20 protein-coding genes are annotated in these 23,175 nt (G+C 52.2%); 11 read left to right on the forward strand and 9 right to left on the reverse strand.

The annotated features are described in order from the left end of the window. Positions 1–341: 341 nt before the first annotated feature. A complete protein-coding gene (locus CPH65_RS02920) occupies positions 342–1,319 on the reverse strand; it encodes an NAD(P)-dependent oxidoreductase (RefSeq protein ID WP_096172053.1) in 978 nt (325 codons plus the stop codon). Then, on the reverse strand, positions 1,312–2,049 hold the full coding sequence (locus CPH65_RS02925; RefSeq protein WP_244574525.1) for a TetR/AcrR family transcriptional regulator: 738 nt from the start codon (positions 2,047–2,049) through the stop codon (positions 1,312–1,314). The genes CPH65_RS02920 and CPH65_RS02925 overlap by 8 nt, the downstream gene beginning before the upstream one ends. Positions 2,050–2,320: 271 nt before the next feature. Between CPH65_RS02925 and CPH65_RS02935 the strand changes: the two genes are divergently transcribed. From CPH65_RS02935 to CPH65_RS23710, 3 genes are all read left to right on the forward strand, one after another. Next, on the forward strand, positions 2,321–2,761 hold the full coding sequence (locus CPH65_RS02935; protein WP_096172055.1) for a hypothetical protein: 441 nt from the start codon (positions 2,321–2,323) through the stop codon (positions 2,759–2,761). Between the two features lie 528 nt (positions 2,762–3,289). Further along, the gene (locus CPH65_RS02940; protein WP_096172056.1) at positions 3,290–4,108 is read left to right on the forward strand and encodes a sulfotransferase; all 819 of its coding nucleotides are present in this window, start codon (positions 3,290–3,292) and stop codon (positions 4,106–4,108) included. Between the two features lie 188 nt (positions 4,109–4,296). Further along, a complete protein-coding gene (locus CPH65_RS23710; RefSeq protein ID WP_157747472.1) occupies positions 4,297–7,533 on the forward strand; it encodes an autotransporter domain-containing protein in 3,237 nt (1,078 codons plus the stop codon). Positions 7,534–7,707: 174 nt separating this feature from the next. On the opposite strand, the gene CPH65_RS02965 is transcribed toward CPH65_RS23710, so the two are convergent. Both CPH65_RS02965 and CPH65_RS02970 read right to left on the reverse strand, forming a co-directional pair. Then, complete coding sequence (locus CPH65_RS02965; protein WP_096172060.1) at positions 7,708–9,156, reverse strand: DUF6880 family protein; 1,449 nt, start codon at positions 9,154–9,156, stop codon at positions 7,708–7,710. Positions 9,157–9,494: 338 nt separating this feature from the next. Beyond that, the gene (locus CPH65_RS02970) at positions 9,495–10,127 is read right to left on the reverse strand and encodes a tyrosine-type recombinase/integrase (protein WP_096176195.1); all 633 of its coding nucleotides are present in this window, start codon (positions 10,125–10,127) and stop codon (positions 9,495–9,497) included. A 451-nt stretch (positions 10,128–10,578) separates the two neighbouring features. On the opposite strand from CPH65_RS02970, the gene CPH65_RS23715 reads away from it, so the two are divergent. After that, positions 10,579–11,016 (forward strand): hypothetical protein, encoded by a 438-nt coding sequence (locus CPH65_RS23715; protein WP_157747474.1) that lies wholly within the window; start codon positions 10,579–10,581, stop codon positions 11,014–11,016. A 333-nt stretch (positions 11,017–11,349) separates the two neighbouring features. Here the strand turns inward: CPH65_RS23715 and CPH65_RS02980 are convergent, their stop codons facing one another. Beyond that, a complete protein-coding gene (locus tag CPH65_RS02980) occupies positions 11,350–12,096 on the reverse strand; it encodes an SDR family oxidoreductase (protein ID WP_096172062.1) in 747 nt (248 codons plus the stop codon). A 98-nt stretch (positions 12,097–12,194) separates the two neighbouring features. On the opposite strand from CPH65_RS02980, the gene CPH65_RS02985 reads away from it, so the two are divergent. The 3 genes from CPH65_RS02985 to CPH65_RS03000 all read left to right on the forward strand — a co-directional run bounded on the left by CPH65_RS02985 (position 12,195) and on the right by CPH65_RS03000 (position 16,150). Next, positions 12,195–12,614: a helix-turn-helix domain-containing protein gene (locus tag CPH65_RS02985; protein WP_244574526.1), complete on the forward strand. Its 420-nt coding sequence runs from the start codon at positions 12,195–12,197 to the stop codon at positions 12,612–12,614. Between the two features lie 320 nt (positions 12,615–12,934). Next, on the forward strand, positions 12,935–14,719 hold the full coding sequence (locus CPH65_RS02995) for an ATP-dependent endonuclease (protein ID WP_096172064.1): 1,785 nt from the start codon (positions 12,935–12,937) through the stop codon (positions 14,717–14,719). A gap of 6 nt (positions 14,720–14,725) precedes the next feature. Further along, positions 14,726–16,150: a UvrD-helicase domain-containing protein gene (locus tag CPH65_RS03000; RefSeq protein ID WP_096172065.1), complete on the forward strand. Its 1,425-nt coding sequence runs from the start codon at positions 14,726–14,728 to the stop codon at positions 16,148–16,150. A 179-nt stretch (positions 16,151–16,329) separates the two neighbouring features. Here CPH65_RS03000 and CPH65_RS03005 read toward each other — a convergent pair whose 3' ends face one another. Next, on the reverse strand, positions 16,330–16,893 hold the full coding sequence (locus CPH65_RS03005) for a recombinase family protein (protein WP_096172066.1): 564 nt from the start codon (positions 16,891–16,893) through the stop codon (positions 16,330–16,332). 177 nt (positions 16,894–17,070) lie between these two features. On the opposite strand from CPH65_RS03005, the gene CPH65_RS24940 reads away from it, so the two are divergent. The 4 genes from CPH65_RS24940 to CPH65_RS03025 all read left to right on the forward strand — a co-directional run bounded on the left by CPH65_RS24940 (position 17,071) and on the right by CPH65_RS03025 (position 19,283). Continuing rightward, positions 17,071–17,235: a DUF1778 domain-containing protein gene (locus CPH65_RS24940; protein WP_096172067.1), complete on the forward strand. Its 165-nt coding sequence runs from the start codon at positions 17,071–17,073 to the stop codon at positions 17,233–17,235. A 493-nt stretch (positions 17,236–17,728) separates the two neighbouring features. Continuing rightward, positions 17,729–18,661: a restriction endonuclease gene (locus CPH65_RS03015; protein ID WP_096172068.1), complete on the forward strand. Its 933-nt coding sequence runs from the start codon at positions 17,729–17,731 to the stop codon at positions 18,659–18,661. A gap of 44 nt (positions 18,662–18,705) precedes the next feature. After that, on the forward strand, positions 18,706–18,990 hold the full coding sequence (locus CPH65_RS03020; RefSeq protein WP_096172069.1) for a HigA family addiction module antitoxin: 285 nt from the start codon (positions 18,706–18,708) through the stop codon (positions 18,988–18,990). Continuing rightward, positions 18,987–19,283 carry a type II toxin-antitoxin system Phd/YefM family antitoxin gene (locus CPH65_RS03025; protein ID WP_244574528.1) on the forward strand — a complete coding sequence of 99 codons (297 nt, stop codon included), beginning with the start codon at positions 18,987–18,989 and terminating at the stop codon, positions 19,281–19,283. Before CPH65_RS03020 ends, CPH65_RS03025 begins: the two co-directional genes overlap by 4 nt. Before the next feature lie 256 nt (positions 19,284–19,539). Here the strand turns inward: CPH65_RS03025 and CPH65_RS03030 are convergent. The 3 genes from CPH65_RS03030 to CPH65_RS03040 form a co-directional block, all read right to left on the reverse strand. Beyond that, a protein-coding gene (locus tag CPH65_RS03030) for an IS630 family transposase (protein ID WP_096176197.1) occupies positions 19,540–20,600 on the reverse strand; the annotation gives its coding sequence in 2 pieces (ribosomal slippage) (positions 19,540–20,108 and positions 20,108–20,600; 1,062 coding nt in all). Positions 20,601–20,645: 45 nt separating this feature from the next. Beyond that, on the reverse strand, positions 20,646–22,703 hold the full coding sequence (locus tag CPH65_RS03035; RefSeq protein WP_096172071.1) for an AAA family ATPase: 2,058 nt from the start codon (positions 22,701–22,703) through the stop codon (positions 20,646–20,648). After that, positions 22,678–23,169 carry a hypothetical protein gene (locus tag CPH65_RS03040; RefSeq protein ID WP_096172072.1) on the reverse strand — a complete coding sequence of 164 codons (492 nt, stop codon included), beginning with the start codon at positions 23,167–23,169 and terminating at the stop codon, positions 22,678–22,680. The genes CPH65_RS03035 and CPH65_RS03040 overlap by 26 nt, the downstream gene beginning before the upstream one ends. Positions 23,170–23,175: the final 6 nt, after the last annotated feature.

Below are 23,175 nucleotides of genomic sequence, written 5' to 3' on the forward strand. Positions count from 1 at the left end.
CAATACGATTAGGAGCGTGGCGAATGTCCGCTTCAAAGAAACGGTAATGTTGCATTTCTAGATTGGGCGAATGTCACCTTTGGGCCGTCATTGCATATCACGGCTCTGGATTCGCGTTGTCGGCTCCTGATGCACTGCGTCAGCCTGGTTCGATCCCATATTGCAACGCAGCGAATGGCAGCTGTCGCTAAATAGCCAATTACCTTCAATCGCTACTCATGTTTTGGAGGCGGCAAATGGCAGAGTGGGCCGGATTGCATCCTCCAAGAGAAAGTGTTCTTGAAAGTTGATCAAGGTCCGCGCTACCGACGAATGTTTCGGTCAATTCAACCCGCACACCGCTACGCCTGATATGCCTGCAATTCAGCCAGCCCATCCTCCCAAGCCATGACCGGTTCATAATTGAGTTCGCGTTCCGCCTTCCGGGTGTCGAGCGTGATCTCGACCGCACTGGTCGCATAGTCTTGATAGCTAATTGGTCCACGGTATCGGCCAGCGCTTGCGCGATGGAGCCCGTCTCCAATCCGGGCGATCGTGCGAACCACTCCGCGTGGCACCACATTCGTGGGGGCCGGAAGCCCCTGGCTTGCCAAAAGGCCGGTGACAGTTTCTCGGAAGGTGCGTGCTGGGCCATCCGAGACATGGTAGATCTCGCCAGATCGTCCGCGATCCAGAGCCAGGCCGACGACGTGACACAAGTTAGCTATGTGCATGGTGGATGAGCGATACCCTCCGCCAGAGATCCAAGCGAACTTTCCACTTTCGACAGCTTCGACCAGTGTCGGAAGGGCTGTGGTATCATCGCGGCCCCAGACCATGCGGGGACGCAGTATGACTACGTGCTGGCCTGAAGCAGCAGCGCGTCGGGCGACCTTTTCCGCTTCTGCCTTGCCAACCGAATAGGCTCCGGCTGGTCGGGACGGATACGGCGTTGTCTCGTCGACGTTGCGCAGGGGGCGGCCATCCTGAAGCACGGAGTCTGTGCTGATGTGAATTGCCTTGATGACGTTCGCCTGTCTGGCGGCGTCCAGAACGCGCCGGGTGCCCTCGGGATTGACGAATGCAGCGGCCGAGCCGGAACCATGATCAACGCTCGCGGCCGTGTGAATCAACATATCCGCCCTTGCCATAAGTGGCACAAGGTCGGCGTTCAGCATGTCGCCAAGGACCGGTTCCCCGCCCCAAGATCTCACGCGGTCTGCCGCCTCTGCGCTGCGGACCAGCCCGGTGACCCGATGGCCCTGCGCGATGAAGTGGCGCAGCAAATTGCGGCCGACATAGCCCGCCGCGCCAGTGATAACGATGTCGCACTCAGGCATCACGATCCTCACAAGTGTCCATACCCTGCCGGGCAAGTGTTTCAATGTCCTGGAGAACCTCGGCACGCTCGGCCTCTGTCCAGTCGTGCAACTCGAGGTGCTGCTGGAACTTCAGACCTTCCAGCGCCAGCCAAGCCAGCCGGGCGGCACGGGGGTGGCTCGCTTGTTCCAACAGTTCCTGGCGGAGGGTGCTTTGATTTTCGCGAAATCTGGCGCGCAGCATTGTGTCTTGCATCAACGCTGAAACAAGGCTTAGCACAGCACCGTTCTCGCCCGGCATTGGGGGATTGCGCCGGGCGGCCTCGACGCGACCCCGAAGCGGTGCATCAGGCTCACTGGCGAACTCGGCTTGGCACGACGCATTATAAGCGTTGTCGGCCTTTATTGTGCGATCCACGAGCGCTGCAACGAGATCAGGTTTGCTTGTATGCTCATAAAGCACCGTAGCTTTCGATACGCCGGCTACTTTCGCCACTGCGTCGATGGTCAGCACGCCATCGCGGGCAATCACGTGCTCTACCGCATCGAGGATCTGATCTTGATCATGTTTTCTGGGACGTGCCATGTACCACCTGTTTATTTCCGACCATTCGGAAATAAACAGGTGGATCTTAGCTGTCAACCCACCAAATGGCGCCGCCGAACCTCCCTTGACGATCAGGCGACTAAACAAGAGAGTCTTGGGAGGCTGCGGAAAGCTGTCGCTGGCGCAGCCGTTGCGAAAGCTCACTCTGTCCGCTCATCTGTCACCTGAGCGCTGAAAATATTGCGCTGTGCTCGAACGGCTGCAATGGGGAAGCGAGCTTGTGGGATATGATCGCCCGCGAATGTCAGCAAAGGGCCGCGACTGCAAATCATGCTCAGGATGAGCGTTTTCACATGATGATGCACTGCGTCAGGCTGCTCCGAGCCCACTTTGGCATTACTTGGAGCTGTAGCGAGCATATTGTATGCTTTAACATAGCAACTGAATTGGAAAAGCTTTGTCATTAACTTTTGGAATGAATTCAGCAGGAGATTGCCAGCAAGACTTTAAAAACAAGATCTATCAGTTTGACAAAGACAATCTTAATACGTCTCTGGCTATGGAATGCGCAATCGCCGGTTGGACCGTGCCGGACTGGATATTTAAATGTGACGGCCAACGTCTCGGCTACGAGAGTTTAAGGGACTTGCAAGATGAAATTAAAAAGGAATGCCAAGAACTTGAGCATCTTCAAGATATAGCAAATGCACGAAAGCACAAAGAAGTCACTCGTTATACCCCCTTGGTGAAGTCATCTGGAAAGCGCGAAGGGGCTTTTTCAAGTGGGTTTAGTCGAGGTTTCGATATAACACGTTTGGTCTTACAAACCGACGCTGGCGAGATCAGCTTCTGGACCACGCTGCAGAGCGTACTTGACTATTATGATCTGTATTTTAAAAAGAATAACATCACTTAAATCTCACCGTTTCTAGGTGCCTCCTTGAATATAGAGGGTCTGTTTTGTCCGCAAACCCCGGCAATGGCACGCTCAAAATGCTGCGCTTCGTTCGAACGGCAGGAATAGGGAATCTGGCTTTTGGGATGTAGCCACTGGCGAACGGCAGCAAAGGGCCGAGATGTTTCATTAAATGTCATATTTTTATGGCGACTAAGGGGCTTTCGAATAGTGCTGCGGTTGTATTCTTAGTTACTCCGTATTGACGGCACGTGAAGCAATTTTAATGCGCAATAATGCCTTCAAATGCAACGGAAACCCCTCTCTCCAGCTCAATGTGCACCTATCGTAAAAAATACTATAAACAATTGCACATGTGACATTTTGTGCTCTTAAGATTCTCCGAATTTAGGAAGATATTGAGACAGACTGCAACTGGTGTGACTTTTAACAATCGCCTACAAATAAAACCAGAGTCAGGCCGTTTAAATAAACTAGGAATGCGCTTTCAGTTCCGCACTAACAATATGGAAGGCTCCTTTAGTAGCAATGCCCAAGCAATATCATTTTATTTCCGGGTTGCCACGCTCTGGCTCCACGCTTTTATCGGCGCTTTTGCAACAAAATCCTCGTTTTCATGCAGACATATCCTCGCCGGTCTCCCGGCTGATGGGCAGTATGCGCGACCAGATGTGTGAGCCACGCGAGAATACCAGACTGATTTCTGACGCACAACGCCGTCGCTTGCTCCTCGGTGTTATGGATAATTTCTATTCCTCTGATGACTATCTGCAAGAAATCATCTTCGACACCAGTCGCCAGTGGTGCGCCATGATGCCTCTGCTAAGCGAGTTTTATCCGCAGTCGAAGATTGTCGCCTGTGTTCGGGATCTAGGTTGGATTGTCGATAGCATTGAACGGATCGCAGGGCGGTCCACTCTAACCACTTCGGGAATCTTCGGGTTCAAGGCCGAGGGCACGGTTTATGATCGGGTGGAAATGTTGGCTAAGGGATCCGGCATGGTCGGCTATGCCTATAATGCCGTCAAGGAAGCCTTTTTTGGCTCCGAGCCGGGGCAGCTCATGCTACTGCGCTATGAAACGCTGACAAGCGATCCGCAACAGGCGATGCGCGCCGTTTATGATTTCATCGGCGAGCCCTTTTTCGAGCACGACTATGAAAATGTCTCCTTTGATGCGGACGCCTTCGATCAGGCGCTTGGTACGCCGGGGCTCCATCACGTGCGTAAAAAGATTGAAGCCATATCACACCCGACGGTCCTGCCACCGGACGCGTTTCATCGTTTTGACAATGATGCCTTTTGGAACGATCCAACATTCAATCCCAATAATGTGCCGATCATATAGTTTTTCATCAAGCTATACATCCAGCCTTCTATCTCACTTCACTTATTTAAAGAATTGTCATGCTTTCCCGTTTTTTTCGATGCTCACTTCAAAACGCTAAATGTCGACGCCGAGTGACATCTCGATTGCTTGCATCTACCGCCATTTGTGCCTCTGTTCTTTTCGTTGTGGCAGGAAGCGATGTCGCGATGGCTACAACTTACGCGGTGACAGAAAGTGCGGATGATGGAACGGGCAACACAAGCGGAACATTAAGCTGGGCCATCTTGCAAGCCACAAGCAATGGCGATGTCATCGATATCGACGCCAGTGTCAGCTCCATCACGATAACGGGTTCCCTGCCAAGTGCATCGGCGAATATTTCGATTACGACAAACCATGCGGTAGAAGTCATAGGGTCCGCTCTCAGCGGGTCCGGCTCGACATCCCTGACCCTCAATGGGGTGTCGTCTGCGGCCGCCCTGGAAGCAACCCTGTCTGGCACCATACAAGGACATAATGCGACAAGCTCTGGGGGAAGTGGATCCACAGCTCTTTCCGGGGCGGGGTTCATTCTGGACAGCAGTTCCAATATCACCGGTGGCAAAGCGAGAGATGGCGCTTCTCGCAGTTACTCCTATTATTCAGGAAGCAATGGCCAGAATGGTGGGGCCGGTGGCAATGGCATCAATGCACAAGCGTTCTCTTTGGAGAGTTCAGGATACATCTCTGGGGGAAATGGCGGAAATGGTGGCAAAGGTGCGAGCGCTTCTTATAGTGGCAGAGCTGGTGGGGCTGGTGGCGCCGGGGGATCCGCAGTCTCTGGCTATTCCTTCTCTTTGGAAACAAGTGGGTCCGTCACTGGAGGCAGTGGCGGCAATGGTGGCAACGGTGGGTATTCACTTGATTCTAGTGGCGGTCATGGTGGCAAAGGTGCTGTCGGGGGCGCCAGTGTCTCTGGCACTTCCTTCTCCCTGGTGACAAGTGGGTCCGTCACCGGAGGCAGTGGCGGCAATGGTGGCGCCGGCGGACGTGGGGGTGGTCGTAATGGCGGAACTGGTGGGATAGGTGGCGCTGGAGGAACAGCTATCTCTGGCACGTCCTTCTCTTTAACCAACAGCGGGACGCTTACTGGTGGCGATGCTGGTGATGGCGGAAACGGTGGGACCTCCGGTTCTTATTCGAGTGGCCTTGATGGGGGCGATGGGAGCGTTGGTGGAACCGGAGGGGCCGGTGTCAGTGGCTCTGCCTTTTCTCTGGTCAATAGTGGCAGTATCACCGGAGGCAACGGCGGAGCCGGAGGGGATGGCGGTCATGCAACCCTTAATACTACCTATCAAATTGGTGGGAATGGTGCAAATGGTGGCTCCGGCGGTGCTGGGGTCAGCGGAGATGCCATCACTCTTACCAACAGTGGCACCATCACCGGCGGCAACGGTGGGGCTGGTGGCAACGCTGGCGGAAGTGGGTCTGGCAATGCTGCAAGCGATGGCACAGATGGGGCCGGAGGCGTTGGTGTAACAGGATACGATATCTCCCTTGTCAACAGCGGCACGATTTCTGGCGGCTTGTCCGCATATGGTTTGACGCGGGCCAACGCCATTGAATTCACTTCTGGCACCAACTCTCTGAAGCTTCAGTCCGGGTATGTGATCAATGGCAATGTGGTCGCGAACGGAAGCTCGGATACGCTGATCCTTGGGGGGAGCGATGACGCAAGCTTCGATCTAGATGACATTGGCTCGCAATATGCCGGCTTTGAAGCCTATTCCAAAACAGGCAGTTCGACCTGGACTCTGACAGGAACGGCAGGAGAAGCCATGGGAATCTTCTCCATTTCAGGCGGTGCCCTGGCGGTCAATACGGTCTTTGACAGTGCCATTTCCGTTCTGGACGGTGGCACGCTCGGCGGGTCGGGCACAGTTTCCAATGTGACTTTATATTCAGGCTCGACCATCGCACCGGGCAATTCCATTGACACGCTGACGGTGGATAGCGATCTGGCATTTGTCTCTGGTTCCACCTATGAAGTTGAGGTCGATGATGAAGGCAATTCAGACAAGCTGGTTTCCACCGGAACTGTGTCCATCGAGGAGGGTACGACGCTTAGCATTATTGCCGAGAATGGCACCGATGACGGCTCAACCTATGCCGTCAATACCGACTATTCGATCCTTTCAGCCTCCAGCCTGAGCGGAGCATTCAGCACAATCGAGGAAGATTTCGCCTATCTTGATGCCACCGTGTCCTACAACTCGGATGAGGCGGTCCTGACCCTGACGCGAGCCCTTGGTTCATCTTTCGCCGATTTCGCAGACACAACCAACCAGAAAAATGTCGCCAATGTCATTGAAGGATTCGGCGCTTCAGACAGTCTTTATGACGCAATCGTCGTGCTGCCGGACGGGGAACCGGTTGATGCGTTTAATCAGTTGACCGGCGAGCAATATGCGACCTTGCAGACAATCATGACCCTGAACAGTGCCATTGACCGCAATGCAGCCAACCAGCGCCTGCGTTCTTCCATGGGTGGCATCGGCGGGTCTGGCGATCAGGTGTCTGTTGGGTTTCACAATGAAGAGGAGCTGCCGTCCTCGCTCTACCCAACACCGCAGATATGGGCGCAGGCCTTTGGCAACTGGAGCAAAATCGGTTCTACGGTGAACACAGCCAGTGTCACGAGCCAGAGCAAGGGACTTCTTGTTGGCATGGATGCCGAGATGTGGAGCGACTGGCGCACTGGGGCCTTTGCGGGCTATTCCCAGACATCAAGCAAGGCCGATAGCATCAATTCCGCTGCCGATATCGATCATATTCACGCAGGCTTTTATGCGGGCACGCAATGGGACGCGTTCGACAGGATGGTTGATCTCAATCTTGGCGTCAGTGGCGTCTGGCATCACATTGACAGTGAGCGCGATGTTGCCTTTACCGGTTTTTCCGATCATCTGACCGCTGACTATAACGCAGCAACCACCCAGGCATTTGCCGAGATTGGTTATACTTATGAGCTTTACGAAGCCCGATTACAGCCTTTCCTGGGCGCTGCCATCATCAGCCAGTGGTCTGATGATTTCACCGAACAGGGAGGTGCTGCCGCGCTCAGCGCTGCATCCGCTACAACGGTTCTGGGCATGACCACCCTCGGTGCGAGAGGTGATGTGCAGCTAGGCCAGTTTGGTGGTATCTCTGCCTCTTTAACCGGATCGGCCGCCTGGCAACACGTTTTAGGCGATGTTAACAGCACCACCACAATGCGGTTTGCCTCTGGGAATGACAGTTTCTCGATTTATGGCACGCCTCTTGATCGCGACGCCGCGTTTCTGGAGGCTGGCGTTTCCTTTCAGCAGGACGAAGATTTTTCTTTAAATGTTTCCTATCGGGGCAACTTCTCAGAAAATGCCAACGAACAGGGCTTGCACGCAGGATTCAAATATCAATTTTAAGGATCGCATCTAGCGCTTGGGGGCGTCTCTGACGGTTTACTTAAAATACACTGGGTGGTTAGCGCATACTTCTTTTATGAGAATCAATGTCGGCAATGCGGATACTGCCCGGCGAAATCGATCCGTGCATGAAGGCTCAGTTTGGGCCGTCACCTCCCAACTATTTCGCAAGTTTCATTTGACCTGCGCCCAGAAGCTTGATTTGCGGGCATGTTTCGTTTGCAGATTTGCACGATAGTTAGCATGGGTCTGGAATCCTTCCAGATCTTTGGCTTCTCTATCCGCCTGGTCAGCAAGGCTGTCGAGACGATCAAGATAGTGGGCACCATGTTTGTAGGCTTTTGAACGGGCCCGGGAAAGGATATCGTCAAGGAGGGCGCGATAGAGGATGGTTGAGGCCAAGGCATATTCATGTTGCAGGGCATCGGCTGCAGTTGGAAGCAAATAATATTGACCTCCATCCCACTCACCTCTGTGAGCTATTACCAATTTGGCTGCAAAGCTAAGTTCCGGCCATTCCATGAAGAATACCAAAGCTGTGTAGATCTGCTTGGACATGAGGCCATGGTCAAAAGCCCGGTCCAATGCGTCAAATTCCTCAAAATCCGGCAGCGCCGCAAGATATTCGCGCAATATTGCGCTATCAAGTGACGTTTCAAAGACCGACCATCGCAGTTTTTGTGCATCCTTTTTATCATCGAGCGCTTCGAGGATTCTAGCCTCAAGACTGATGCGGCGCGGATTGTCTGCATCGCGCGGCATCAAGCCATCGGCCAGATCGGTATAGCCCATAACTTTCAAACCGCCGGTCTTTTTTTGCCGAACCCAATCAAGAGCTTCAGGCAACCGGCCCGCTTCCAGAAGACGCTCCGCGATTGCCATTATGTCCTGACTGTTTGGATGCTTCAATTCTTCAAGAGCGATTAGGCCATCAAGATCGCCAAGCCTGTCGGCGATCAATTGCCGGAGGGAACGATATTGGTGAATGTTCGAGAAAACAAAACGATCTTTCGATTTGGCATCCTCCACCTCTTGAGCTGTTACCAAGGCCTTCAATTCTGCGTCCCAGATGCGCAACACATCATCGGGCAAAGGCTCCATCACCTCTTCAGCCACATCTACCAAATAACCATGGCTGCTTTGCCCTAGACCGGCCATGATCCTGTCGGGTAGTAGCGCTAATTCTTCTTCTCTCAAACTTGGAACCAGCTCACCCAATGCTGTGATCGCCCGATAATAGACATCTTGAATGGCGCCAGAAGAATCATCCACTCGCTCGAACACCTTTTCATGGCTTGCGATAAAGCGCAGAAGGCGATCAATTGCCATTGTGGCAGAAAGCTTGCCCAGTTGGCTCGCAATGCTTGATACCGTGGCGTCCAAGTCGTCGCGAAAAGCGGGAGCCTTGTTCCATTCAATGAAGCTCCGCGCCCGCTCAAGTGCACCAAGTCGGCGATCAATGAGTTTTGCGACGGCCCCCGGCCCTTCACACGCGGCAAGAGCGGCACTCACCAGCTTGCGAAAAGCAGGATTTTGTTCGGTTTCATCCAAGATCAGTTGCGCCAGTTGTTCTGCGCCAAGCCCGATCAGCTTTTCGATTGATATTGCAGCTTTGCGCGCCATAGCTCGTACCTATCAGTTTTGTCGTGGTGCAGGCAGCAACATGAATGTCACACTCTGTTTCAGGAAAAGACTTCTCCCCAAAACTAATCATTCATTTTGACGTTGGATGGATCTCGTCGCAACTCTCGTAAAGATCTTTGAACAGGATATGAGGATCAACCGGTTCACCACTTGCTTCGTAAGATTTGTGGAAGATCATCTCCATCTTCCATTTGCACTTCATCGTGCACTAAGATGCTGCAGCTTGTTCGAACGGCAGGAATGCGGAAGCTGCCTTGCAACATATGATTGCCGGCGAATGTCCGCATAGGGCCGGAGTTTCCTCCGGCCCGTCATATTCAGATTTCGACGCTTTCGGAAATGGACAATGCGTCTTCTAGATCGACACCAAGATAACGGACCGTGCTGTCCATTTTGGTGTGGCCCAACAAGAGCTGGACAGCCCTCAGGTTCCCAGTCTTCTTATAAATCTGCGCAACTTTGGTTCTTCTCATAGAATGTGTTCCATAAGCGCTCGGTTCCAGCCCGATCGACTTGACCCATTCTTTAAGCAACCGGGCATATTGGCGTGTCGATATATGTTGGCGATCATGAAACCTACCGGGCCACAGATATTCATGGCCAATCATTGATGGGTGCATGATCCATTCGAAGAGAGACTTGCGGGTCCCTTCTGTGACTTCAAATCGAACAGGTGTCTTGGTTTTACTCTGCAAGATTGAAACCCGTTCCTTGATTGCGCCACTCGCAAAGACATCTGAAACGCGAAGCGTCACCAGATCACATCCGCGAAGTTTGCTATCAACGGCCAAATTGAACAATGCAAGATCTCGAATGGCACCTGCAAGCTCTAGCCTGACACGGATGGCCCAAACATGTTTTGGTTGAAGCGGGCGTTTCTGGCCGATAATCCGGCCTCTGTTCCAAGCACGTTTTTGAGGGACAATCATTGGCAATGTGGAAGCAGACATCTGCATTTTCTCCTAGCCAATCCCTCCATCCCAACGCTCAGACATTGAGCCTGATTACTTTGATATAGAAATGGAGGGTGAGCAAATTTCCGCTTGGAGCCCTCTATGGTCATTCCCAACGCGACAGCTTTCGCAAACGCAACATTGTTTCGAATGGAAGGAACGGCCCAATGCGGGCATTCGACAGCCATCATCTGGGGCAAGTCCTCTTCCCCATTGCTGTCATTCGAATGAGGTGCAGCATTTTCAGCAAACAGATGACGGATGGGCGGACGAAGCGGGCTTTCAACAATTAGCCTGTTTGCGTGATCAGCTCTTCAGCAGTGACTATCATTTTTTTGCATGAGTTTCGTCAACTGCACCTTATATACTGCTGTGCGCTTCCAAGAGTTCTCTGTACATTCTGTAGTCATAGCGTGTTTTAAATGCTGTCGTTCTTGGAGCTTTTTCAGTGTATGATCTCAGTCGTTTTCCCGAATTTGTCCTAGAGGGAAAACCTCTCTCTCAGCCGATTGGAAGTTTTGGTGAAGCGCTTGGAATAGGGGCGACGGGAGGAGTGGCAGCAATTGGCCGAATGATGTCGGTTCAGACCGAGATCACCAACCACACGGCGGCGAGCCTTATTCAATTTCTTCATTTCAGAACAACGACCACACGACAAGCGTACAACCGCTCAAGCCGTTGGTGGGGCCGCTGGTATAACAAGATGTCAGGCCAGCACCCGATCTACGTTCCGTTGAGTGGGCATCATCTTATTCAAATTTTGAACACAGCAGGACAAACGGATATAATTTCCCAAATTCCTCAAAAAGCTCGATGCGGAATGCGGCTCGATATTGCTGAAAACTATTTATCCGAATTGCAGAAAATATATCTCTCTCGGAAATAAGCATGCTGGTTTTCATATCGACTACGAACCGGATATGAACGTCCACCTTGGGCTCCAAACAGCCTGACGCAGCGCATTATCATGCGAAAACAGCCGTGATGCCCACGTTTTGCAATGGCGGCCCATACCGGACACTCGCCAGTCGACAAATGCTCCAAAGCAATTTCCCCGTTGCTGCCATTCGAACGAAGTGCAGCATTTTCAGTGGCGATGTGACCGGTGGGCGGACAAAGCGGCCGTTGCCAAAAGCCTCACGAATTCCATTTTGCTCGCTTCGGAGCGCCTTTCCGAACCGTTTCGTGGTCGGGCAGCGCTCCTTAGCATCAGTATATCTCAGCCGTTGATAGCAGCGAATGTTTCCTTGAAACGGCCTTCGGCTTCGGCTTTGCGCTGGAAATTGACGCGTACCACCATCACCTCGTCAGGAACCTCATCGCGCGACAGCATCTCCACGACCTCGTCTATGAAGTCCTGCAGAGGCATCGCGGCGGCGACTTGCGATTGGCCTGGCGTCAACTCTGTTGCGACGAGCGGTGGTGCGACTTCGTAGACATCCACCGGCGTATCGCGCAGCTGGTGACGCAGCGCCTGCGTCCATGCGTGGATCGCGGCCTTGGTCGCGGAGTACACCGGGTTCGCTGCTTTGGGAACAAAGGCCAGTCCCGAGGATACCGTCACCAGCGCCGCTTCGCTTTGGGTTTGCAAATGGGGTAGCAATGCCGCCGCTAGGCGAATGGGTGCGGTTAGGTTTGTGGCAATAGTGCGCTCGGCGACATCCATCTGCACGGGGTCGGCGGTGTAGTCCTCCGCTTCCATGATGCCCGCGTTCAGGATGACGGCATCAAGTTTCGGATGTTCGGCAATAACTTTTTCGGAGAAGGCCGCAAGTGCGCTTTCATCCGTGAGATCAAGACTGTAGCCGGTCATAGCGGGGTTTTTCTGCAGCATAGCTTGCAAGCTATGCCTCTTGCGCCCGGTGATGATGATGCGATTGCCCTTGGACTGGAGCGCCTCGGCGATAGCCTGTCCAATCCCTGAGTTGCCACCGGTGATGAGGATCGTGCGATTGGTAAAGATCATGCGTATGTGTTCCTTTCCTTGACTGGATGGAATATGTCTCCTCTGCTATCATTTGGAAAGAAGGCACCAAAAAGATTTATACCCACCCAAAAGAGAGTATGAAGCGCATGACAGATGGCACGTTGCGGCAAGACTTGCTGAACCTCCCCGAAACTGATCCGGTTGTGGATCGCCTTGTGGAACAGATTATTGGCCGGGTTGCCGACAAGTGGACAATGCTTCTGATCGAAATCCTCACGGAGCGGACGTGTTGCCGTTTCGGTGAACTCGCCAAAGCTTGCGAAGGGATCAGCCAGAAGATGCTGACGCAGACCTTGCGTGCGATGGAACGTGACGGGCTTGTGACTAGAACTGTCTATCCGGTTGTGCCCCCGAAGGTGGAGTATCGCTTGACGGATCTTGGTCTCGGTCTGAGCAAGGCATTCTGCGGCGTCTGGATTTGGGCCGAAGCCAATTTCGAGAGAATTGAACAGGCCCGCAGTGATTATGCTGATCGAAAAGCGCACGAAGAGCCGTAACTTAGGGCTCCTTCCTGACTGGTGCATCGCGGCAAACGGAATGGCATTGGTCAAGAAGGTAATTCGTAATCGCGGCCCAAAGCCGACCTTGGGCGATATCTCTCGCCGCTGCACTGCGGCTCATCATTCCGGACTTTCTCTGCGGCTGCATTCCCAGAAACTGCCAAACTGTTGCTCGGAGGTACGAAGTGGCCCTTCGACCCCGGCCATCCAACAACCGCTTCATTCCTACGGCCTGAATCGCTTGCAAAAGGACATCCGAACACAACTTTAGGTCAAGAGATAAACATGCTACTGTCCCAGTATGTTTGAGGTGAATTATGACTGTTATCCGAGAAATTTCGATCTCCAATTTTCGAGGCATCAAGGCGCTAAAGTGGTGGCCGAACCCAGGCATCAATTGCTTAATTGGGCCAGGAGACGGCGGAAAATCGACCATTCTCGATGCAATAGAACTCACCTTAGGGACTAGACAGAGCATTGTCTTTACTGATGCTGACTTCCACAGATGCCTAGTTGATGAGCCAATTGTAATCGATGTGACGCTGGGAGCTCTTCCCGATGAGTTGCGAAACCTAGAGGCATACGGCCACTTTCTGCGAGGTTGGGACCCGCAAACCGGGGCTATTCACAACGAGACATCTGCAGCGCTGGAAACGGTATTGACTATTCGTCTGATTGTAAGGGACGATTTGGAGCCGCAATGGTTGCTGTTTTCTGAAGGCCCATCCGCCCAGGGCCTTGAGCGGAACCTCCAGTGGAAGCATCGGCAGCTAGTTGCGCCAATACGGCTCGGCACCGTTGCATCACACCATATGGCTCTGGGCCCGCGATCCGTGCTCGGGAAGCTCTCTCCCGACAAGACACAGGCGTCAGCCGCATTGGCGGCGGCATCCAGACAAGCCCGGCAGGCTTTTGCAGAGCAGGGCTGTGGTGGCGTCGATGAAGTGCTGGCGACCTCCAGAACCATCGCCAACAACATGGGAATCCCCGTTGAGCAGGTGAATGCCCTATTGGACGTAAAAGGGGTGACGTTTTCAGGGGGTGCAATTGCCCTTCACGACGAAGATCAGGTTCCGCTCAAGAATCTTGGTTCCGGTTCCATGCGCTTGCTCGTCGCAGGACTTCAAAAGGTCGCAGGTCAATCAAGTATCTCGATCATCGACGAAGCAGAGTTTGGCTTGGAACCCTACCGGATTATCCGCTTGCTTGATTCGCTGGGTGCAAAATCAAACGATTCTTCGCAGCAAGTCTTTTTGACGACACACTCGCCAGTTGTATTGCGCGAACTGTCGTCAATTCAGTTACACGCAGTGCGGGCGACGCGCACCACTACACCCGCCCTAGTTAACAACGGTGAACTCATTCAGCCTACCACAAAGACGACTTCCAATTCTGTGTTCCCACTTGGGGAATCTGAAGACGCTCAGAAGACGCTGAGGGCGTGCGCAGACGCCTTTCTCGCGCCGAGTGTCATTGTTTGTGAGGGGAAGACCGAGATTGGCGTAATCCGAGGGTTGGATTTGTGCTGGCAAAGCCTTGGTCAGAGGAGTTTGCTAGCAAACGGTTGCCACTGGGCCGATGGTGGCGGCTCAACAATGATGGAACGTGCTAAAATCTTTGCGCGTATGGGTTATCGAACCGCTTTGTTCATGGACTCCGATGTCGCCTACGATGCTGCGAGTTATTCGGAATTGGCAACTCACGGCATTTCCGTGTTCCGTTGGCGAGATGGGTATTCCACCGAATCTGCAATCTTCGCATCCGTGCCTGCGGCGCAGATACCCGGACTTCTTTCAATTGCCTGCGAATGGCGATCAGAAGACTCCATTGACGGAAAAATCCGTCACGCGAGCAACCGTCAATACAATCTACAGCAATGCCGAGATCAATTTGTCGATGCAATGCGACCTGTGTTGGGGCAATGCGCTGGCGATGGTAAATGGTTCAAAGACATTGAGCCTGCTGAACGGGCGTTGAGGGAAGTCATTGCCCCGGCCTGGCAAAGTACAGGTACAATTTTCACGGCCCCCCTGAATTCGCTTTGGCATTGGATCAGCACATCGCCGACAGTGCAGCCAGCGAATCCCCCTGTCGGCGTGTAAACTCAGATGGTTGGCGTACACGACATACTTCAGGCGCAACGCGGGCATGTCATTGCTCCCGCAGGATGCGGCAAGACCGAGTTGATCGCAAAGACCATTGTTCAGGCAAAAGGTAAGCCGGTCCTCGTCCTTACCCACACCACCGCGGGCGTTGCCGCGCTAAGGCAGAGGTTGCATCGAGATGGCGTGCCAGCGTCCAACTACAGGCTCAACACGATTGCGGGCTGGGCACTGGCAATTATCTCCATGTTTCCGGAGCGAGCAGGATACCTGCATGATCCGCAAAATGCTCCCAACTACACTGCAGTGCAAAACGCGGTTGGTGGGCTATGTGCATCTGGGGCTATCAATTCAGAGATTGCCGCAACGTATTCGCGGGTCTTGGTCGATGAGTACCAAGACTGTTCAGTCAGCCAACACCTGATCATTTCTGGCCTCGCGAACGCAATTCCAACGGTTGTGTTCGGCGATCCGATGCAAGCAATCTTTGGGTTTGGCGACGACCCGCTTCCGGACTGGACGACGCAAGTGGTCCCAACCTTTCCTAAAATCGGGCGGTTGGATATCCCCTGGCGCTGGAACAACACTGGCGCCAACGATCTTGGAGCTTGGCTTCTTGCCATTCGCGGGGCGTTGGAAGCTGGACAGACGATTGATCTTCGCACTCTACCCTCGCGCGTCGCGTGGCATCCTCTCGGCGCGGATCAAAACGCCAACGCCGCGGCCCAGATAGCTCTGCAATACGATGTAGCCAAAACCAACCCTCATGAGACGATCCTAATAATTGGTGACTCCATGCAAGCGGCCTCGCGACACAATTTCGCAAGCCGCGCAAAGGGAGTTGGAGTTGTCGAGCCAGTAGATCTCCGTGATGTCGTAGGCGATGCAAACCAAATGGACGGAAAATCAGGTCAAGAACTCCTTGATGCCTGCATTGGATTTCTTATCAAGGTCATGACGAACGTGTATGGCGATAAACTCAATGCGCGCGTTCAGTCGATCCTAGGAAATCGTAATCGCACACCTCCAACCGCCCCTGAGGTTGCCGCCATCTCTCTGGTTCAAGGGGGCGGATACCTCGAGGCCGTGCAATTTCTGAAAGCGATGGCAGGCGACCGTGACAGACGAGTCTATCGACAAAGTGCGTTCAACATTATGGTCCAGGCACTCCAAATCGCATTGACGGCACCAGGCGGTAGTCTTCCAGCAGCTATCGCCGGTCTTCGCGAACAACGCCGTCACGCAGGTAGAGTAATTCCGCCAAAAGCTGTAGGCTCAACTCTTCTCCTGAAAGGACTGGAGGCTGATCACGTAGTAATCTTAGATGCGGATCGACCAGGTAACGCGATGTCGAAAGAGCACCTGTATGTCGCGCTGACTAGGGGGGCGAGATCCGTATCGGTCTTCTCGCGTAGTCCAAACCTGCCGTAACCCGCTTTTCTCGGTTGGACGCCACTAATGCTGACCTGAGATTGACCGTACAAAATGACGCACACCTCATTATTACGAAGTTGTTGCCCTGCCAACGCCGCTTGAACGTCCGCAATCGATCGCTCGGATAGCCGGGGGGCGGTCGCAGCGAAATTCCGCTTTCCGCCCGTTTTACCAATTCACCTGACTCTGTTCAATGTCCTGTAAACGGTCGGTCTCGAGACTGCGAAGATTTCGGCCAAGTCGCTGATAGAGTGATCCCCTGTCTCATGCATCCGTTTGAGCTCATTCTGTTGTTTCGGAGATAGCTTCGGCTGTTTCCCGCGCAGCTTACCTTTGGCTTTGGCAATTGCCATGCCTTCCTTCGTTCGCATTCGGATCAAGTCTGCCTCGAATTCGGCAAAGGTGGCCAGAATATTGAAGAACATCTTGCCCATAGGGTCTGCTGGATCATAGATGGATTGTCCCAGGGCCAATTTTACACCCTTGCTTTCCAACTGGTCAGCGATTGAACGGGCATCAGGAACGGATCGTGCCAACCGATCCAGTTTTGAAACAATAAAGGTGTCGCCTTCTCGGGATGCAGCAAGGGCTCTCTCGAGACCGGGGCGGTCCCTGTTGGTGCCGGTCAAACCATGATCCATATGAATGTTCTCTTCCTTGACGCCGAGATCTATTAGAGCCGTTTTCTGGACCATTAGGTCTTGTTTGTCAGTGGAACAGCGAGCATAGCCAATTTTCATGGAAATTTGTCCGCAAAAGGGGCCTTCAATGAGAATTAAATCGTACCACCCTTACGTTACAAATCAAGTGAAGAGAATTCCTCAATGCGATAAATGTCGAAAAATGTACGATGAAGGATCCTCTTGCGGACAACGATTTCGATCACTTAAGAAAGCAGCCTCTGGAATTGCTGCGCAATTGCCTCGGCGGCGCGAAGAATATTGGAAGACAGCACTCGATATGTCTTGTCTCAAGAGGATGTAGTGGCATTTTCAATGGCCATGGACACTCCGCCATCTCCCACGGCAAGGGCGATCAAGGCTGCAAAGGACTATCATAGCCGTGAAGCACTTGCCGACTGAAGAGCCATATTTATCACAACATATCCTCAGCATGGCATGAAAGGCATTACGCGGCGGAACAACTCATCGACGACCGTTAAGTATTCCAGTAGTTCTTCACGCATCAATCTTCCCTCTTTCACAATTATCCAAGACATATTAAGTTGCCCGCAGGATGGATATATTCACCATCTCGGGGCGTGAGAACTCCATATCAGGCGGTCGGTGTCGACCGAATTGGCACCTCCTCGATCTATGGTCGGGGAGGCTGCGACGCATGTCCAGAGCTTCGGCTTAAAGGTCGCGGCGGTCGTCCTGGTACGACTTCTCAACTCCCCGGTCACCAAGTCATTCTTGGTGACCATTTCCTTGGATTGAGAAGAGTAGGGGGCGCAATGTCGAGCTGGAACCTCAAGGTAAAAACAGATGAAACAGCATGTTATCGCGTAAAAGGCCAACGAGGACCATTGTGTCGAAAATCATCGACACTGCAAGATCATAAGCAGACCGCAAAATGACCATTCCTGGCTATCAATCACTAATGCTGCCGGTCTTGCGTTATGCGGCTCAGGCGGAACAACGGGTTCCACCTCTTTCCGAGAAGATTGCTGTCGACTTTGATCTGTCAGCTGCAGAATGCGAAAAGATGCTGCAGAATGGCGGCCAGAGTATTCTCAAAAATCGGATACACTGGGCGAAATACTATATGCACAAGGCTGGATTGGTTGATTGTCCCGCGCGAGGACGTTTCATCGCCTCCGATGCAGGCAAAAGACTGCTGGCAACAAATCCGCAGAGGCTGGACTATCAACACCTTTTGTCCATCCCACAATTTGCCGCTTACCATGCAGCAAATAAGAAGCAAGGCAATGGCGCCTCAACGCGTTTGAAATATGGTGACGATACAGCGAAAGAGGCATCGACCCCAGAGGAGCAGATTGAAGATGCATTTGCAGCCCTTAACACGGCTCTTCAAACCGAATTGCTTGATCGAATAAGGGAGAATTCTCCAGCATTCTTTGAGCAGGTAATCGTCGAACTTCTCATTGCCATGGGATATGGCGGGTCTCATAAAAACGCAGCAGAGCAATTGGGCCGATCTGGGGATGGTGGCGTTGACGGCGTCATTAATGAGGATCGACTGGGTCTTGATCGCATATATGTTCAGGCCAAGAGGCATGCTTCGTCGAACAAGATCGGAAGGCCGGACATGCAGGCATTTGTTGGCTCTCTGGTTGGCTTCGGCGTAACAAAAGGTGTTTTCGTGACCACCTCATCCTTCACTGACAGTGCGACGAAATATACGAGAAGCCTGCCACAACGCGTGATACAAATAGACGGGGTTCGTTTGGCGGAGCTGATGATTGAACATGGTGTGGGTACCCGGGCCTATCGCACCATTCAGGTTCAGCGCCTGGACGAGGACTTCTTTTCTGAAGACGGATAGAACCAGCCGGCAGAGTGTTCCCCGGCGCGAAGAAGGACAGAGCAATGCCGAAATCATCGAATATACCAACGGATCATTTGCCAAACCCTCATCCTGGTGAAGTTCTGCTGGAAGAGTTTCTGAAGCCTATGCACCTGAGCCAAGATGAACTCGCACGAGCCGTTCATACACCTTGCAGCCAAATTGACGAGATCGTTATTGGAAAGCGTGAGATTTCTGCAGATATGGATCGACGATTTGCCCGCTACTTTGGTCTGTCCGAGGGCTTTTTCCTCGGGCTGCAATCTGATTATGATTTGTTGGAACACTGGCGCGATACAGTCAAATGACCGGTTCGTCATCACTGACGGTGCAAAAAAATCGTAGAGAGATTCAGGGGTGTAATATGGAGGTCAATCTTCTCGAAGCGAAAGCCAAACTCTCGGAGCTTGTCGAGAGAAGCGTTGCCGGCGAAGAAGTTATTATCACCAAAGCGGGTAAGCCGCTCGTGCGACTTATCAAATACGAAGTTGATCCTAATCCTTGCAGGTTGGGCCTCTACAAGGAGGACGGTATTTCGATGGGTAAAGGCATTCATGACGGTGATGTCAAGCTCTCCGTCATGTTCGGGCTGGAGGAATGATGAGGCGACCGATTCTGGAAACTCCGTCACCACTGGTGGTACAGAAACTGGGAATCCGCGTTACCAGAAGAGACATATCGTCCTGTTCTTGGAAATTGGCCCTATGGGCCAATGCGTCTCTGTTCGGCTTGACACTTGGCGGTCCGCTCGAACCGAGACGCGACCAAACGGACACTCTGTAAGCTTACTGAGAACTCGTTCAGTTTTCGTGCATAATATTGCTTTGACTCAATGCAATTATACCATCGAGCAGAATTCAGAACCGATATGCCCATTCTCGCAATCCGATGGACATGATGATCCAAGGTTGACCGACGAGTTTGTTCCAAGCTTCGCAACATATCGCGAGGATTTCCTCGTAGGATGAAAAGATCCGATTGGAAAGCCAGTTTTCCCGCATGAACTGCCATATATTCTCGACCGGGTTCAATTCTGGCGACCTTGGTGGTAGCGGGAGCAATGTGATGTTGTCCGGCACGTCGAGATTTTGCGTTGTGTGCCAGCCGGCCTGATCGAGAATGAGGATTGCGTGGGCTCCATCAGCGACTTGGCCGGAGATTTCTTCCAGATGCCACTGCATGGCTTGGATGTTGCAAAAGGGCAGAACCAATCCAGCCCCTACACCACGGGCCGGGCAGATAGCCCCGAAGATATAGACTGACTTTGTCCTTTGATCTTTCGGTGCAACAGGGCGGGTTCCGCGCTTTGCCCAACGACGTGTGATCTTGGTTTTCTGTCCGACACGCGCCTCGTCCTGCCACCACACTTCTATCGGGGTTCCTTTCGGGAGCTTTTTGCAGACTTCTGCCAACTCGGCTGGGAAGTTTTTTTAAATTCATCCATCGCGAATTGATTCTGCCCTCTATGGCGGGGGCGAGCCGAGAGCTTCGTAAACCCAAGGGCACGTAGTTCACGACCAACAGAGGATTCTTCCAAGGAGATGCCATATTCCTCATAGATCCAGCGAGCCAGATCCTTGCGCCGCCAGCGCACAACACCATGAATGGCCGGGATAGGTCCCTGTTCGACAATTGCGGCGAGACCCTTGCGCTGTTCATCATCCAGTTTGCTGGGGGCTCCAGAACGTGCCTTGTCGATCAGCCCCGTTGGGCCTTCGGTATTGAAGCGAAGCACCCAATCCCGGATTATTTGCAAGGTAACGCCGCCAATGCGGGCTGCATCACTCCGTTTGCCGCCATCGTAAATTTCGGCCAGTGCCAAAAGCCGACGGCTCTGGTTGGCATGCTTGCTAGCCTTGGACAACTGCCGCAAGGCCTGCCCGTCATAATCTTCACGAAGTGATACTGCTCTGCCCATTCTGCCATCCTCTAAATCAATGAAAGCCATTGATTCAGAAAACGATCAAAAAGGGAATCCCGAATTTGAGTCATAACTTCTGCTTGTTGGTATTAGTCGCTCAGATAGCGTTGTTTGCCGCATCTGACTTTCGGCACGCTGCACACCAGCTTCAATACTGTCCAAATCACCAATCAGGACAATTTGTTCAACTGCCCTTGTTATTGCCGTGTAGATCAATGACCGATCAAGGATCCTTGATTTGAATACAGGAATAATCACGCGGTTCCATTGGCTTCCTTGAGCCTTATGAACACTGATAGCATAAGCAAGATCTATGTATTCAGCGTCATATTGGGTCAGTTCCAACTCTTGACCATCCAAATCAACCAATGCTTTGCCATCAGGCAGCCTTCTCAGATATCGCCCCATAGACCCATTCTGAAGATTGCGATCATAATCATTCTTGGTCCAGATCACAGGATCTCCCACCTTGATATCTAACCGATCTGGAAAGCTATCTCGACTATTACCACGCCAGTTTGAGAATGTGTGATTGATAGCTTCAATGCCTGCATCTCCAGCCTTAATGGGACTGATGATTTGCGTTTCCCCCCTTGTAGAGGTGATTTCTTTGCCAACATTCATGATGCATTGAATGGCATCGCCAACTTCACAAGGAACAAAACTCACACCTGACGCACGACCGTCAAATGACTTCAATTCAGGCATTCGCCCAGTTCTGATTGCTTTTGCAACAATTGGAATTCCACTTGAATCTGCCTGACGCAAAACCCGATCAAGAAACGTTCGAGGTACCATTCTGGATTCGATCAGTGTATGGAATACAAGACCAAATCCGATCGGGGGAAGCTGAGCAGGATCACCAACAAGCAACAGATTGCCTTGTCCAAGGCGCCTCAAAACACGATAAAAAGTGGGCAAATCCACCATCGACGCTTCATCAATAATGACAAAGCTCTCTGGACCAAGTTCTATGAAGTCATCACTAAAGCTCATCAAAAACTTCGCAATTGTAGATGTCGGCCGCCCAGTGGCTTCTGAGATGCGTTTAGCCGCACGGCCCGACAGAGCCATCAAATGCAATTCTCGACCATAAGTCTCAGCAAGATCAGCAATTGTACTGAGGACCGTGGTTTTACCAGCACCAGCATATCCGGCAAGAAGGCTCAAACGGTTTGTCAAAGCCATGCCAATGGCCTCCCGCTGCCGGTCTGTCAGAGACCATTTTGACGCTTCGTCAAATGATGCCAAAAATTCATCAATCTGATGTGGTTGGATTTGACTTGCAATCAGATCTGTTTGTGCTGATTGACCTGCAATTTCCGTGATCCGATCCGCGCAATAAGCTTCCATAAGGGCTGCTCCAACAGGTTGAAGCCCATTCCCCCACACCGCTGCCCCAGCGTCATCCAAAGCAGCTTGAGCTGCCTCGAGCGGATCTCCTTTGCCCTGAAACAACCGATTGATCTCATTGCGAAGCTTTTGCCCTCGTACAATCGTGTGCTTTTCATCAAGGCCTTGATAAAGGACTGCTTCAACTGCCCCTACCTGCCATCTGCGATCATCAACAGTCATGCCCATGGCTCTGGCAATGCGAACAACCTGTTTCCATCCAATCCAACCCACCAATAGAAATGGATTGGCCCGGATAGAAGAAGCGCCTGCGGCTCCCCATGCTTTTACAATGTTAGCGGCAATCTTGGCATCAACGCCAATTTCATCCAGCCATTGAGCCAGATCCATTTCTGCAATCATTTCTGGATAAACAGCCAGAAGCGTATCAGCTATCTTTTCCGGCAAAACTTCATAGAGAATAGCTCGACTATTCTGGCCTTCTTGCCCCATCGAAACAGAAGACAGAACCTGATGAAGCGAAGCGCCAAACGTCTTGCGAAGAGCTGCCGCACGCTTTTCACCTATTCCTTCAAAACGAGGATCACGACTTAAAACTCGCTCCAGAGTGGAAACTGCGTAGGGGTGTTCCATTGCCCTGTGGCGGGAACCGTCCATTGGAAAAGTCTCATTCTCTTCAGCGATGCAGTTGCTCCGTGTAGCAATTAAACAATCAGGTTCCTTATTCAGATTTCTGATATTGTTCATCAAAAAATCCCGGTTCAAGTTTAATCCGACGCCCCATCGGCACCTGCTCGTTTAACAAAACACCTGCCTGTTTCATCTTACGCTTGAGATCAAAATTCTCTGCCTTCAAAACGGCAACCATCTGTCCAAGCCGATTGTTCTCCTGCTGCAACCGGCGCACTTCTGCTTGATCCATCTCGCCAATTGAAGCACCATCAATATCGCTTGATTCATTGCGACGTTCTTTGATGCTGTACAACAATCCTTTCTCGGTCGCGTAGTCTCGCAGCCTTTGCTGGAAAGCAGGATTGTCCTGCAAAACATTGCGGCTAACGCCATTAGGACCAACGCGCTTCAGGATTGCCTGATGATTCAGCGCACCATTCCGTGTCGGCAGGGTCTTGCGATCTTGCTCACAAGCATCAATCAGACCTTCCAGATATTGGAGATTTTCCTTGCCAGCCTTAGCCCCTTGACGTTTTACCATAGGATG

The sequence above is a fragment of the Cohaesibacter sp. ES.047 genome (genome assembly GCF_900215505.1).
GTDB lineage: Bacteria > Pseudomonadota > Alphaproteobacteria > Rhizobiales > Cohaesibacteraceae > Cohaesibacter.

Bases quoted from the DNA above. Each gene is read 5' to 3' on its own strand.
- CPH65_RS02920 (WP_096172053.1), bottom strand. From the start codon at position 1,319: ATGCCTGAGTGCGACATCGTTATCACTGGCGCGGCGGGCTATGTCGGC.
- CPH65_RS02935 (WP_096172055.1), top strand. From the start codon at position 2,321: ATGAATTCAGCAGGAGATTGCCAGCAAGACTTTAAAAACAAGATCTAT.
- CPH65_RS02940 (WP_096172056.1), top strand. From the start codon at position 3,290: ATGCCCAAGCAATATCATTTTATTTCCGGGTTGCCACGCTCTGGCTCC.
- CPH65_RS23710 (WP_157747472.1), top strand. From the start codon at position 4,297: ATGGCTACAACTTACGCGGTGACAGAAAGTGCGGATGATGGAACGGGC.
- CPH65_RS02965 (WP_096172060.1), bottom strand. From the start codon at position 9,156: ATGGCGCGCAAAGCTGCAATATCAATCGAAAAGCTGATCGGGCTTGGC.
- CPH65_RS02970 (WP_096176195.1), bottom strand. From the start codon at position 10,127: ATGTCTGCTTCCACATTGCCAATGATTGTCCCTCAAAAACGTGCTTGG.
- CPH65_RS02980 (WP_096172062.1), bottom strand. From the start codon at position 12,096: ATGATCTTTACCAATCGCACGATCCTCATCACCGGTGGCAACTCAGGG.
- CPH65_RS02985 (WP_244574526.1), top strand. From the start codon at position 12,195: ATGAAGCGCATGACAGATGGCACGTTGCGGCAAGACTTGCTGAACCTC.
- CPH65_RS02995 (WP_096172064.1), top strand. From the start codon at position 12,935: ATGACTGTTATCCGAGAAATTTCGATCTCCAATTTTCGAGGCATCAAG.
- CPH65_RS03000 (WP_096172065.1), top strand. From the start codon at position 14,726: ATGGTTGGCGTACACGACATACTTCAGGCGCAACGCGGGCATGTCATT.
- CPH65_RS03005 (WP_096172066.1), bottom strand. From the start codon at position 16,893: ATGAAAATTGGCTATGCTCGCTGTTCCACTGACAAACAAGACCTAATG.
- CPH65_RS03015 (WP_096172068.1), top strand. From the start codon at position 17,729: ATGACCATTCCTGGCTATCAATCACTAATGCTGCCGGTCTTGCGTTAT.
- CPH65_RS03020 (WP_096172069.1), top strand. From the start codon at position 18,706: ATGCCGAAATCATCGAATATACCAACGGATCATTTGCCAAACCCTCAT.
- CPH65_RS03025 (WP_244574528.1), top strand. From the start codon at position 18,987: ATGACCGGTTCGTCATCACTGACGGTGCAAAAAAATCGTAGAGAGATT.
- CPH65_RS03035 (WP_096172071.1), bottom strand. From the start codon at position 22,703: ATGAACAATATCAGAAATCTGAATAAGGAACCTGATTGTTTAATTGCT.
- CPH65_RS03040 (WP_096172072.1), bottom strand. From the start codon at position 23,169: ATGGTAAAACGTCAAGGGGCTAAGGCTGGCAAGGAAAATCTCCAATAT.